This window comes from Roseovarius spongiae (assembly GCF_003651245.1).
Taxonomy (GTDB): domain Bacteria; phylum Pseudomonadota; class Alphaproteobacteria; order Rhodobacterales; family Rhodobacteraceae; genus Roseovarius; species Roseovarius spongiae.
In genome coordinates this window covers 1,250,644-1,263,542 of sequence record NZ_RAPE01000001.1, presented here as the reverse complement: position 1 = coordinate 1,263,542, position 12,899 = coordinate 1,250,644, and the positions used below count along the sequence as shown (strand labels likewise).

Here is a 12,899-nt window from a genome sequence, read left to right as displayed (position 1 = left end):
TTTACGCCACCTCCGCCATGATGTCCGCGTATCCGTTCTTCTCGACCTCCTGCGCAAGCTCGGGACCGCCCGACTTCACGATACGGCCATCGACCATGATATGCACAACGTCAGGTTTGATATGATCCAGAAGCCGTTGATAATGCGTGATGACCAGAAAGGCCCGCCCCTGGCTGCGCAGCGCGTTCACGCCCTCGGCCACCAGTTTCATCGCGTCCACGTCAAGGCCGGAATCGGTCTCGTCGAGGATGCACATCTTGGGCTCGAGAATGGCCATCTGCAGGATCTCGTTGCGTTTCTTCTCACCGCCGGAGAACCCGACGTTCACGGGCCGCTTGAGCATGTCGGCGTCGATCTGCAGCTCGGTCGCCTTGGCGCGCACCAGCTTGAGGAAATCGCTAGCGCTGATCTCGTCCTCGCCGCGCGCCTTGCGCTGCGCGTTGAGCGCGGTGCGCATGAAGGTCATGTTGCCCACGCCGGGGATCTCGACCGGGTACTGGAACGCGAGGAACAGGCCGGCGGCGGCGCGCTCTTCGGGCTCCATCCCGAGGATGTCGTCGCCTTCCAGCATCGCGGATCCGTCGGTCACCTCGTAGCCGTCGCGCCCCGAGAGCACATAGCTCAGCGTCGATTTTCCGGACCCGTTCGGCCCCATGATCGCATGCACGCGACCGGCCTCCACGCTAAGGTCGACGCCCTTGAGGATGGCCTTGTCCTCTTCCTCAAGTTCGACATGCAGGTTCTTGATCTCAAGCATCTTTCTTCCTTTCCATTCCAGGCGCCCCGCTCAGGGGCGCGTCATCATGTTGAATATCGTCAGCAGCCGGTCCGCCGGCACCGCCATCGGTTCCACGTCGAAAGCCGCCATGCGCCCGGTCAGCCTCGGCGCGCCGAGGAACTCCTCGACCTGGTGGTAGAACTTGCGCCGCCGGTAGTCGTCCACCAGCAGCAATACCGGCGCGCGGGTGCGAAACGCGGTCGCCATCGCGCAGCCCATGCGGAACCGTCCGTCCACCAGCACGACATCGGGCTGGCGAAAGTCGGGCATGTCCCAGACCCCGAGCGGATAGCGCGGAAACTTGCGCCACGCTCGCTCGTTCACAGGCGTGCCCCATTCTCCCGTCTCACCCACGTCCGCCCAGACCACGTCAACCGTCGTGTTGGCGGCAGGCGGGTTGGCCGCGAACCAACCCTGCATCATCTCGGCCCAGGCGCGGTCGCTCTCGACCGAGAACACCGTTTTTCCGGGCAGTTCTCCGGCCAGCGCGGTCGAGCCGCCCGAGCCGTACTCAAGGATCACGTCGGCCTGACGGTAGGCGTCCGCGACCAGCGCCGCCTCGGCCTCGGGCATGGTCAGTTCGGGCCGGCTTATGATCGACGCATCGTTCACGCGGCCTCCGGACGGATCAGGTGGTTGCAGTTGCGGCGGCTGTGCCGGACGGATTTCACGATCTCGTAACCTGCGTCGCGGCGCCACTCGTCGAACGCTTGCGCATTCTCCTCGTCAACTTCGATCAGGATCACCGGACGATGCCGCGCGATTGTTTGTTGCAGACCGGAAAGCACTTTCATTTCCATGCCTTCCACGTCGACCTTGATAAGGTCGGGTGTCTCATCGGCGAAAAGGTCGTCACCGCGATGGGCCTCGATTTCGCCACGTCCCGCGAACATCCGGGTGGCCCCGAGGTTGCGGTCATGCCGCTTCATGCCAAAGCCCCCTTCGGAGACGTCCGACAGCCCGACGCCAAGCGCGCCGAGGTCGATCACATCGCCCAGCCGATTCACCAGCACGTTCGCCACGAGCGGCGCCAGCGCCAGCGGGTTCGGCTCGACCACCACCACCCGCGCCGCCTTCAGGCGGGTCGCGAAGTAGAGCGCGTGATTTCCGACATTCGCCCCGATATCAATGACATGCGCGCCGCGTTTGACATGCCCTTCCAACGCGGTGAGCTCTTCTTCCTCGAAGAAGGCGCCGCGTCGCCACGCGTTCTGCACCGGGTCGCGCGCAAAGTTGAGGCACAGGCTCAGCCCCATGCGCGGCACATGCAGCACCTCGAAGGGCGGAAAGGCGACGGGCGCGCCCGACGCCAACGCAGCCTGCGCCGCGGCGAGGTCGAAATACGCCTCGTCCGTGTCCTCGGGGCGCGGCAGGGCGACGTCGCCCGCCGCCCCTTGCCCCGAGGCGGGGTCTATGATCCGCGGCTCCGGCACCGGCCCTTACCCGACCGACCCTTCGAGCGAGATCGCGACAAGCTGCTGCGCCTCCATCGCGAACTCCATCGGCAGCGCCTGCAACACGTCCTTGCAGAACCCGTTGACCACGAGCGCGACCGCCTCTTCCTCGTCCATGCCGCGCTGGCGGCAATAGAACATCTGGTCGTCGTCGACCTTGGACGTGGTCGCCTCGTGCTCGACCCGGGATGAGTTGTTCTTGACCTCGATATAGGGCACCGTGTGCGCCCCGCAGGTATCGCCGATCAGCAGGCTGTCGCATTGCGTGTAGTTGCGCGATTCCTTCGCCTTGGGGTGCATCGAAACCAGCCCGCGATAGGTGTTCTGCGCCTTGCCCGCGCTGATCCCCTTGGACACGATGCGCGATTTCGTCCGCTTGCCCAGATGCACCATCTTGGTGCCGGTATCGGCCTGCTGCATGTTGTTGGCGATGGCGATCGAGTAGAATTCGCCCTGGGAATCGTCCCCGCGCAGGATGCAGCTGGGATATTTCCACGTCACCGCGGATCCGGTCTCCACCTGCGTCCACATGCACTTTGCCCGGTCGCCCCGGCAATCGGCGCGCTTGGTGACGAAGTTGTAGATTCCACCCCGTCCTTCCTCGTCGCCGGGATACCAGTTCTGGACGGTGGAGTATTTCACCTCCGCGTCCTCCTCGACGATGATCTCCACCACGGCGGCATGCAGCTGCGCCTCGTCGCGCTGGGGCGCGGTGCAGCCTTCGAGGTAGCTGACATAGCTGCCCTTGTCGGCGATGATCAGCGTGCGCTCGAACTGGCCGGTATTCTCGGCGTTGATGCGGAAATAGGTGCTCAGCTCCATCGGACAGCGCACCCCGGGCGGCACATAGACGAAGGAGCCATCCGAGAAGACCGCGCTGTTCAGCGTCGCGTAGAAGTTGTCCGATTGCGGCACCACCGACCCGAGATATTTCCGGACCAGTTCGGGATGCTCGCGGATCGCCTCGGAGATCGAGCAGAAGATCACGCCCGCCTCGCGCAGTTCCTTCTGGAAGGTAGTTCCGACCGACACCGAATCGAACACCGCGTCGACGGCGACCTTGCGCGCCTCGGCGGGCATTTCGCCCGCGCCCTCGACACCGGCGAGGATCTCCTGCTCGGCCAGCGGGATGCCCAGCTTGGAATAGGTCGCCAGCAGCTTGGGGTCGACCTCGTCCAGCGACTTGGGCTTGATCCGCATCGACTTGGGACGCGCGTAGTAATACTGCTCCTGGAAGTCGATCTCGGGGTAATCGACCATCGCCCATTCGGGTTCCTTCTTGGTCAGCCAGCGCTCGTAGGCCGCCAGCCGCCAGTCGGTCATCCATTGCGGCTCTTCGTTCTTTTCACTGATGAGCCGCACGATGTCGGGGGTCAGCCCCTTGGGCGCGAACTCCATCTCGATATCGGTGGACCAGCCGTGCTTGTAGGCGCCGCCCACCTGGCGCACGGCGTCGACCGTCTCCTGGTCCACGCCTTCCTTGACCTGCGCCTCGCGCGGCTGATCGTTGTCCTTGAGCTGTGCGTCATCCAATGCCGACATCCGTCTCTCCTGTTCTTCTCTTCACGCCGCCCTGGCGCGGTGTTTCCTGAGTCGCGCCGCCCAGGCATCGGCGAATCGCGCAACGTCGTCCTGCGTGGTCTGCGGCCCCAGCGACACCCGGATCGCCGACGCCGCCGCCTGCGCGTCATACCCCATCGCCGCGAGCACGCGGCTGGCGCGCACCTTGCCGCTGGAACAGGCGCTGCCCGCCGAGATCGCAAAGCCCGCGAGGTCCATCGCCATCACCTGCGTCTCGCCCTTCCAGCCGGGCGTGATCATGCAGGAGGTGTTGGGCAGGCGCCGGCCCACATTCCCGACAAAAATAGTCTCTTTTGACGCGGCTGCAATAGCCTTTTCTAGAATGTTTCTAAATTCCGCCGTCCGCTCCCAGACGCCCGCCGCGAGATCGCGCGCCGCCGCCTCCGCCGCGGCGCCGAATCCGGCGATGCCGATCACGTTCTCGGTGCCCGAACGACGGCCCATCTCCTGTCCGCCGCCCCGGATCTGCGCCGGCACATCCGTGCCGCGCCGCACCACCAGCGCGCCGACGCCCTTCGGCCCGCCCAGCTTGTGCGCCGACACCAGCGCCATCTGCGCGCCCGACCAGTTGAACGCGACCGCCAGCTTGCCAAAGCCCTGGGTCATGTCGCACACCGCAAGACCCTCGGGAAGGTCCTGGATGACCCCGGTCTCGGAATTCGCCAGTTGCAGCGCGCTCGCCGCCGGATCGGCTACGTCCACCCTCCCCTGTGCGTCGACCGGCAGGTCGTCCTGCGTCCATGCGCTCACCGCGTCATGTTCGACCGCGCCCGAGCGCAGGCTCCGCCCGGCGCAGGCCAGCGCCGCCGCCTCGGTCGCCCCGGAGGTAAAGATCACGTCCGCCCCCTCGGCCCCGAGCGCCGCGGCCACCTGCGCGCGGGCGCGCTCGATCAGCCCCTTGGCCGCGCGTCCCTCGGCATGCACGCTCGACGGATTGCCGACCACGTCCATCGCCGCGATCATCGCGTCGCGCGCCTCCGCGCGCAGCGGCGTCGTCGCGTTGTGATCGAGATAGACCCGCGCCGTCATGGCCCGCCACTTTCAATGTTCCTGAAATACTCGCGCCGCAGGCATGCGGGTGCGGCGCAGCCGCGCCCGCCAATACCGATGCCGCGCCGCAGGCGCGCGGGCGACGCGCGCCTGCGCGGCGCAAGTCCTTGATGCGCGCCGGAACTCATTCCTCGTCCACCACGGCGAAAAGCGTCGGCACCGCCGGACACGGGGCAAGCGTGTTGCCGACCACGTCGCTCAGCCGGGTCTGGTGCAGGAAAACATAGACATGCGCGCTCAGCCCCTCCCAGAGCCGGTTGGTCATCGATTGCGCGCGGCTGCCCGAGGCGCCGCCGGACGCGCCGGCCCCCTTGTGCAGCGCGTCGACCGTCTCGTCCACCGCCGCGAGCACCTCCGAGACGCGGATCTCGGAGGCGGGGCGCGCAAGCCGGTAGCCGCCGCCGGGGCCGCGCACCGAAACCACGAGCTCCGCACGCCGCAGTTTCACGAAAAGCTGCTCCAGGTAGGGTAGGGAAATGTCCTGGCGGCGCGACACTTCGCCCAGCGTCACCAGCGAACTTTCGTCCTGCAACGCGATATCGGCTAGCGCGACCATCGCGTAACGGCCTTTCGTGCTGAGTTTCATACGCCATCCCCCCGCGAATAGATTGACGTTGCACGTGCCAGGGATTATCTCGCACCACGCATGCAAGGGCAGGAACACCCCGGCCCACAGTTAGAATGGTTCTAAGGTACCTGAGGGATTTCGTCAACGTCCCGCGACCCGAGGAATCGACAACAAAAGGGATCCGAATGCCCGAGGTAATCTTTCCCGGCCCCGAGGGCCGTCTGGAGGGGCGCTATCATCCGCAAAAGGAAAAGGACGCGCCCATCGCCATAGTGCTGCACCCGCATCCGCAGTTCGGCGGCACGATGAACAACAAGGTCGTCTACAACCTGCATTACGCCTTCTACAACATGGGCTTCACCGTGCTGCGCTTCAATTTCCGCGGCGTCGGGCGCTCCCAGGGCGAATACGACCAGGGCGTCGGAGAGCTGAGCGACGCCGCCTCCGCGCTCGACTACCTGCAATCGATGAACGCCAATTCCAAGCATTGCTGGGTCGCCGGGTTCTCCTTTGGCGCATGGATCGGCATGCAACTGCTGATGCGCCGCCCCGAGATCACCGGCTTCATCTCCGTCTCGCCGCCGGCCAACATGTATGATTTCAGCTTCCTGGCCCCCTGCCCGTCCTCGGGGCTGATCATCAACGGCGCCGCCGACCGCGTCGCGCCGCCGGCGGATACCGACATGCTGGTCGCCAAGTTGCAGGAACAGCAGGGCATCACAGTGCAGCACGAGGAGGTTCCGGAATCGGGCCATTTCTTCGAGAACTCGCACATGGACACGATGATCGGCACCGTCACCTCCTACGTGAAGCGCCGCCTGACCGAAGGGACGCGCTAGGCCATGGGGGTTGCCGAGGACCTCGCCGACGCGCTGGCGCAGGACGTGCTGAAGGCGATCGAGCTGACCGGGGACGAGAACCTCGTGGAGGAGCTCGCGCAATTGATGGGGGCGACCTCCCAGACCGCCGAAGAGGCGTTCCTCACCGCCGTGCGCGTCCGGCGCGCCAACATCAAGGCGCGCCAGATGCTGCTGGAGCGCGTCAAGGCGTTCAAGGCCGCGCGCGGCCAGGGCGACCAGCCCGCCGGCTGAGCGCGCCATCCCAGACGTTGCGCGCGATCGCGGGCGTGGGCCTCTGGCGGGGATATTTTCTGGAAAAAATATGAGCTTGGGGCGCAAGCCTGCGTCGCGTCGTCAGGTCGAGGCCTTGCGCTCGGCGACGACCTTCTCGGCCAGGTCGCGGGCGATGGCGAAGGCGCCCTTGATCTTGTCGCTGTCCTTCTTCCAGTCGCGGCGCACGACGATCCTGTTGTCGCGCACCTTGGCCAGCCCGCGCTGCGCCTCGATGAATTCCACCAGCCCCTGGGGCGAGGCGAACTTGTCGTTGTGGAACTGGATCGTCGCGCCCTTGGGCCCGCCGTCGAGCTTGGCGATGCCCGCACGCCGGCACATCGCCTTGATCCGCACGACAAGCATCAGGGTGTTCACCTCCTTGGGCAGCTTGCCGAAACGGTCGATCAGCTCGGCGGCGAAGCCTTCCAGTTCGACCTTGGTTTGCAGCCCGCTCAGGCGGCGGTAGAGGCCGAGGCGCACGTCGAGATCGGGCACGTAATCCTCGGGGATGAGCACCGGCACGCCGAGGTTGATCTGCGGCGCCCATTGCTCATCGGCGTCGCTCAGGCCCTCCATGCCGCCCGCCTTGATCTTGGCGATCGCCTCTTCCAGCATCGACTGGTAAAGTTCATACCCCACGTCGCGCATCTGGCCCGACTGTTCCTCGCCCAGAAGGTTGCCGGCCCCGCGAATGTCGAGGTCCTGGCTCGCCAGCGTGAAGCCCGCGCCGAGCGTGTCGAGGCTGCCCAGCACGCGCAGGCGTTTCTCGGCCGCCGGCGTCAGCGGCGCGCGGGGTTTCGTCGTGAGATAGGCATAGGCGCGCACCTTGGAGCGGCCCACGCGGCCGCGGATCTGGTAGAGCTGGCTCAGCCCGAACATGTCCGCGCGGTGGATCACCATCGTGTTGGCCGTGGGGATGTCGAGGCCGGACTCGACGATCGTGGTCGCCAGCAGCACGTCGTACTTGCCGTCGTAAAAGGCGTTCATGCGCTTGTCCAACTCGCCTGCCGCCATCTGGCCGTGGGCGACGACATGGGTGATCTCTGGGACGTGTTCCGTCAGGAAATCCTCGATCTCCGGCAGGTCGGTGATGCGCGGCACGACGAAGAAGCTCTGCCCGCCGCGGTAATGCTCGCGCAGGAGCGCCTCGCGGATGGTCACGCCGTCGAATTCGCTCACATAGGTGCGGATCGACAGGCGGTCGACGGGCGGCGTGCCGATGATGCTGAGATCGCGCACTCCGCTGAGCGAAAGTTGCAGCGTGCGCGGAATCGGCGTCGCGGTGAGCGTCAGCACATGCACGTCCGAGCGCAGCGTCTTCAGACGCTCCTTGTGGGCCACGCCGAACCGCTGTTCCTCGTCGATGATGAGCAGCCCGAGATCGTTGAACCGCACCCCCTTGGCCAGAAGCGCGTGGGTGCCCACGACGATATCGACCTGGCCCCTGGCCAGCCCGTCGCGCGTCTTCGCCGCCTCCGCGGCGCCGACGAAACGCGACAGCGGGCGGACCGTCACCGGGAAGCCGCGGAACCGCTCGGCGAAACTCTGGTAGTGCTGGCGGGCAAGCAGCGTCGTGGGCGCGATCACCGCCACCTGCCGGCCCGACATGGCGGCGACGAACGCCGCGCGCATCGCCACCTCCGTCTTGCCGAAGCCCACGTCGCCGCAGATCAGTCGGTCCATCGGCGTGCCGGCCTGAAGGTCGGCCATCACGTCCTCGATCGCGCGCAGCTGGTCGTCCGTCTCCTGGTAGGGGAAACGCGCCGCGAAGGCCTCCCAGGCGTGGTGCTCGGGCTCGAGCACCGGCGCGCGGCGCAGCGCGCGTTCGGCGGCCACCCGGATCAGCCGGTCGGCCATCTCGCGGATGCGCTCCTTCAGGCGCGCCTTCTTGGCCTGCCACGCGCCGCCGCCCAGCTTGTCGAGAAGCCCTTCCTCGTGGCCGTAGCGGCTCAGCAGTTCGATATTCTCGACCGGCAGGTAAAGCCGCGCGCCCTCGGCGTATTCGAGCAGCAGGCATTCATGCGCCGCCCCCGCCGCCGTCACCACCTCGAGCCCCCGGAACCGCCCGATCCCGTGATCGACATGCACGACAAGGTCGCCGGGGCTGAGGCTCTGCGCCTCAGTGAGGAAGTTCTCGGCCCGCCGGCGCCGCTTGGGCGCGCGGATCAGCCGGTCGCCGAGGATGTCCTGTTCGGCGATGACGGTGAGGCGTCCGTCCTCCAGCGGTCCCTCGAACCCGTGTTCGAGCGCCCAGACCGCGAGGTGCAGCCCGCGCCGGCCCAGCCGGTCCGCGGATTTCACCGTGACCGCGCCGGCCAGCCCTTCGTCCTCGAGCAGCCCTTCCAGGCGCTCGCGCGCGCCCGCCGAATAGGCGGCGATGAGGACCGGTCCCTCTTCCGCCCTGGCCTCGACGTGATCCTTCAGCGCGCCGAACAGGCTCAGGTTCTCCTGCTGGCGCTCGGGTGCGAAGTTGCGCCCCAGCCGCCCGCCCGCGTCGATCACGCCCGGCCCGATCGCCTGCGGCAGCGCGTTGAAGCGCAGGATCCGCCGCCCCCCGACCGCTTCTTCCCAGGCGGCGTCGTCAAGGTAGAGAAGATCGGGCGGCACCGGCTTGTAGATGGTGTCGCCCCGCCCGCGCGTCTTCATCGCCTCGCGCCGCGCCTCGTACTGATCGACAATGCTCTCCCACCGGGCGAGGCGCGCGGGGGTCGAGCCTTCGTCCAGCAGGACGCTCGCGCCGGGCAGGTAGTCGAACAGCGTCTCCAGCCGTTCGTGCAGGAAGGGCAGCCAGTGCTCGACGCCCTGCTGCTTGCGCCCCGCGCTCACCGCCTCGTAGAGCGGATCGTCGGTCCCGGCGCTGCCGAACTCGATCCGGTAATTCTGCCGGAACCGGGTGATCGCCGCGTCGTCGAGAATCACCTCGGAGACGGGCGCCAGCTCGATCCGCTCCAGCTTCTCGGTCGTGCGTTGCGTCGCGGGGTCAAACCGGCGCACCCCGTCGAGCACGTCGCCGAACAGGTCGAGCCGCACCGGCCCGCCGCTGCCGGGCGGATAGATGTCGATGATGCCGCCGCGGATCGCGTAATCGCCGGGCTCCGTCACCGTCGGGGACTGCACGAACCCCATCCGCACGAGGAAATCACGCAACCGCGCCTCGTCGATGCGGTAATCGACCTCGGCGCGGAAAACCGAATCCTTCAGCACCTCGCGCGGCGGGATTCGCTGGGTCGCGGCGTTGAGCGTGGTCAGCAGCACGAACTGCCCCGGCATTCCGTGCACCAGCCCGGCGAGCGCGGCCATGCGCGCAGCACTTATGTCGGCATTGGGCGACACGCGGTCATAGGGCAGGCAGTCCCAGGCCGGGAAGGTGACCACCGGCATGTCGGGTGCGAAGAACCGCAGCGCGGCGCGCATCGCCGCCATCCGCCGGTCGTCGCGCGCGACATGAACGACCGGCGCGCCGCTGCGCCCGGCCTCGTCCAGCACGAGGCGCGCATCGAACCCCTCGGGCGCGCCGCTGACGGTGATATGCCCGGGCGCGGCCATCAGCCCCACAGCGCCGACGCGGACATGTTCTGATACATCCCCCACATCGCCGTGACGAAGATCGACACCATGCCCAGCAGCCGGACCAGGAAACGGTGATGGTTGAGCGCGCGGACAAGGTCCTCGCCCCTCATTCCACGCGCCTTGATCCGGCGGGCGGTCCGGATCGACATCAGCCAGACGACGCCCATGGGCGCGCCCAGCAGGAACACCGCCTGCGCGAATTCGCGGCCATAGACAAAGCCCAGCAGCACCAGCACGGTCAGCAGGAAGCCCGCGAAACCCGCCATCAGCACGCCGGCCTCGTGGGTGATGTAGAGAATGCGGCCGGCGCTGATATGCACGACCGTCTCGAGGTCCGCCAGCGCCTGTCCCCCGGCCTTGTCCGCGCGCGTCACCATGTCCCAGGGCACGCCCATGATCCAGTGCCCGGCCGATGACCACAGCACCGCAAGCGCGATCCAGAACCAGAGATTGCTGAAACTGCGCATGTCGATCAGTTCGAAAACGCTTGTGTACCAGTCCACGGCCTGCCCCAGATTGCCTCGTGCGGCCCCTCTTAGCGCGGTGCCGGGCCAATTCCCACCCTTGAGATGCGGCAATTTCCATGCCACTGGAGAGGCGTCCTTCCGCCAGCGAGAGCCAGCGCCATGCGTCCCGTCCAAGCCCCCTTTCCCGCCACCCGCCTGCGCCGCACGCGCCGCACGCCTTCGCTGCGCGCACTCGCGGCCGAGACCACGCTCACCGCGGGCGATCTGATCTGGCCGATCTTCCTGACGGACGGCGAGAACGTCGAGGAACCCGTCGCCTCCATGCCCGGCGTCGCGCGGCGCAGCGTCGACCGCGCGGTCGAGGCGGCGCGCGAGGCGGCCGATCTCGGCATTCCCGCGATCTGCCTCTTTCCCTACACGGGTGCCGACAAGCGCACCGCCGATTGCGCCGAGGCCTGGAACCCCGACAACCTCAGCAACCGCGCCACGCGCGCGATCAAGGCGGCCGTGCCGGAGATTGCCGTGATGGCCGACGTGGCGCTCGATCCCTATTCGGACACCGGCCATGACGGGTTCGTGCGCGACGGCGAGATCGTCAACGACGAAACCGTCGAGGCGCTGGTCAAACAGGCGCTGAGCCAGGCCGAGGCCGGCATCGACATCATCGGGCCCTCGGACATGATGGACGGGCGCATCGGCGCGATCCGCGCCGCGCTCGAGACGGGCGGGCACGAGGGCGTGCTGCTGATGAGCTACGCCGCGAAATACGCCTCCGCCTTCTACGGCCCGTTCCGCGACGCGGTGGGCGCCGCGGGCGCGCTCAAGGGTGACAAGCGCAGCTACCAGATGGACCCCGCCAACTCGGACGAGGCGATGCGCTGCATCGAGCGCGACCTGCGCGAGGGCGCGGACATGGTCATGGTCAAGCCCGGGATGCCCTATCTCGACATCTGCCGCCGCGCCAAGGACATGTTCGGCGCGCCGACCTACGCCTACCAGGTGTCTGGCGAATACGCGATGCTCATGGCCGCCGCGCAGCAGGGCTGGATCGACGGCGAGCGCGCCATGATGGAGAGCCTCGCGGCGTTCAAGCGCGCGGGCTGCGACGGGATCCTGACCTATTTCGCGCCGCGCGTGGCCCGGGCATTGGCCGGACGCGCCGCCTGACAGGACAGGCGCGCGCGGCAAAACGCCCATGGGAGCCCGCGATAGTGACAGCCGGCGCATCTCCGCCTATAGTGGCGCCAGATCGGTCGCCCGAACGACCGGCAGTGGATCAGGCAACATTAGGGCAGACATCATGAGCATTCTTTCCAGACGCGGATTTACCCTGGGCGCGCTTGGCGCGGCGGGCGTCACGGCGGCCTGCGGCAACGGCATCGGCAGCCAGGGCTCCCAGAGGATCGACGCGCGCGTCGACACCACGCTGGACTACCTCTACCGGACCTATCCCAGCACCAGAACGCTGGCCGACAAGGCGACCGGCGTTCTGGTCATGCCGCTGGTGACCGAGGCCGGCTTCGGCATCGGCGGCGGCTACGGGCGCGGGGCGCTTCGGATCGACAACATGACGGTCGATTACTATTCCGCGACCAAGGGCAGCGTGGGTCTCCAGATCGGGGCGCAGCAATTCGCGCATGTGCTGTTCTTCATGACCGACGCCGCACTGTCGGGATTCCGCCGCTCGTCGGGCTGGGCCGCGGGCGCGGATATCGAATACGTGTTCCGCGACGTGGCCGAGAACCTGCGCGCCGAGACCACCACCTCGATCGCGCCGGTCGTGGCGGTGATTTTCGGCCAGGCCGGGCTGATGGCCGGCGTGACGCTGGAAGGGATGAAATACACCCGCATCATTCCCTGAGGCGCCGCTCCTCCGGCCCTTTCGGGCCCTCGGCGCCGCAGGGCGTTCCGGCGGCGGCGCAGGCGTTTGGGTCGCCGGAATATGTATAGACATAATCGCCGCCCCGTCAGTGCAGCGTGAACTCTCCCACCACGCTGCGCCATTCCCCCGGCGCGATCAACTTGCGGTGGGTGAAGCGCACCGAATGCAGCGGCCCCTCGATCTCGCGCTGCCAGAATTCGACGAATTCGAACAGCCGCGGGTGGTCCGGCGCCAGGTCGTAGTCCTGCCACAGGAAACTGTTCAGCACATGGGTGTAATCGGGCATCCCGTAGTAGAATTCGGCCGTGGTCAGCCCGTAGCCCTTCAGCATCATTTCGGTTTCGGACATCGCCATGTCTCTTGCTCCTTTCTCCTGCCTGTGGAACGATCATGCCCGATTGAAATTACTTTTCAATGAAAACAGTGTGTTATCAATC

General features: G+C 67.0%; 13 protein-coding genes. 4 read left to right on the top strand and 9 right to left on the bottom strand.

Going from position 1 to position 12,899, the window contains the following annotated elements; all coding sequences use genetic code 11:
* Position 1: 1 nt before the first annotated feature.
* From sufC to iscR, 6 genes are all read right to left on the bottom strand, one after another.
* Positions 2–757: a Fe-S cluster assembly ATPase SufC gene (gene sufC, locus D6850_RS05865; protein ID WP_121164657.1), complete on the bottom strand. Its 756-nt coding sequence runs from the start codon at positions 755–757 to the stop codon at positions 2–4.
* A gap of 30 nt (positions 758–787) precedes the next feature.
* Positions 788–1,390: a hypothetical protein gene (locus D6850_RS05860; RefSeq protein ID WP_245964104.1), complete on the bottom strand. Its 603-nt coding sequence runs from the start codon at positions 1,388–1,390 to the stop codon at positions 788–790.
* The gene (locus D6850_RS05855) at positions 1,387–2,211 is read right to left on the bottom strand and encodes an FkbM family methyltransferase (protein ID WP_245964103.1); all 825 of its coding nucleotides are present in this window, start codon (positions 2,209–2,211) and stop codon (positions 1,387–1,389) included. The genes D6850_RS05860 and D6850_RS05855 overlap by 4 nt, the downstream gene beginning before the upstream one ends.
* A 6-nt stretch (positions 2,212–2,217) precedes the next feature.
* Positions 2,218–3,774 carry a Fe-S cluster assembly protein SufB gene (gene sufB, locus D6850_RS05850; protein WP_121164655.1) on the bottom strand — a complete coding sequence of 519 codons (1,557 nt, stop codon included), beginning with the start codon at positions 3,772–3,774 and terminating at the stop codon, positions 2,218–2,220.
* Between the two features lie 21 nt (positions 3,775–3,795).
* Complete coding sequence (locus tag D6850_RS05845) at positions 3,796–4,842, bottom strand: cysteine desulfurase family protein (protein ID WP_121164653.1); 1,047 nt, start codon at positions 4,840–4,842, stop codon at positions 3,796–3,798.
* Positions 4,843–4,987: 145 nt separating this feature from the next.
* The gene (gene iscR, locus D6850_RS05840) at positions 4,988–5,449 is read right to left on the bottom strand and encodes a Fe-S cluster assembly transcriptional regulator IscR (protein ID WP_121164651.1); all 462 of its coding nucleotides are present in this window, start codon (positions 5,447–5,449) and stop codon (positions 4,988–4,990) included.
* A gap of 167 nt (positions 5,450–5,616) precedes the next feature.
* Here iscR and D6850_RS05835 point away from each other — a divergent pair, with 167 nt between their 5' ends.
* Positions 5,617–6,270 carry an alpha/beta hydrolase gene (locus D6850_RS05835; RefSeq protein WP_121164649.1) on the top strand — a complete coding sequence of 218 codons (654 nt, stop codon included), beginning with the start codon at positions 5,617–5,619 and terminating at the stop codon, positions 6,268–6,270.
* 3 nt (positions 6,271–6,273) lie between these two features.
* On the top strand, positions 6,274–6,522 hold the full coding sequence (locus tag D6850_RS05830; protein ID WP_121164647.1) for a hypothetical protein: 249 nt from the start codon (positions 6,274–6,276) through the stop codon (positions 6,520–6,522).
* A 102-nt stretch (positions 6,523–6,624) separates the two neighbouring features.
* Here D6850_RS05830 and mfd read toward each other — a convergent pair whose 3' ends face one another.
* The gene (gene mfd, locus D6850_RS05825; protein ID WP_121165154.1) at positions 6,625–10,089 is read right to left on the bottom strand and encodes a transcription-repair coupling factor; all 3,465 of its coding nucleotides are present in this window, start codon (positions 10,087–10,089) and stop codon (positions 6,625–6,627) included.
* Positions 10,089–10,703, bottom strand: coding sequence for a component of SufBCD complex (locus D6850_RS05820; RefSeq protein ID WP_342769523.1), 615 nt, complete (start codon positions 10,701–10,703; stop codon positions 10,089–10,091). The genes mfd and D6850_RS05820 overlap by 1 nt, the downstream gene beginning before the upstream one ends.
* 36 nt (positions 10,704–10,739) lie before the next feature.
* On the opposite strand from D6850_RS05820, the gene hemB reads away from it, so the two are divergent.
* Together hemB and D6850_RS05810 are read left to right on the top strand one after the other, a co-directional pair.
* Positions 10,740–11,747 (top strand): porphobilinogen synthase, encoded by a 1,008-nt coding sequence (hemB, locus tag D6850_RS05815; protein WP_121164643.1) that lies wholly within the window; start codon positions 10,740–10,742, stop codon positions 11,745–11,747.
* 133 nt (positions 11,748–11,880) lie between these two features.
* The gene (locus D6850_RS05810) at positions 11,881–12,441 is read left to right on the top strand and encodes a lipid-binding SYLF domain-containing protein (RefSeq protein WP_121164641.1); all 561 of its coding nucleotides are present in this window, start codon (positions 11,881–11,883) and stop codon (positions 12,439–12,441) included.
* Positions 12,442–12,547: 106 nt separating this feature from the next.
* Here the strand turns inward: D6850_RS05810 and D6850_RS05805 are convergent, their stop codons facing one another.
* Entirely contained in the window at positions 12,548–12,817 is a 270-nt protein-coding gene (locus D6850_RS05805) for an usg protein (protein ID WP_121164639.1), read from the bottom strand.
* Positions 12,818–12,899: the final 82 nt, after the last annotated feature.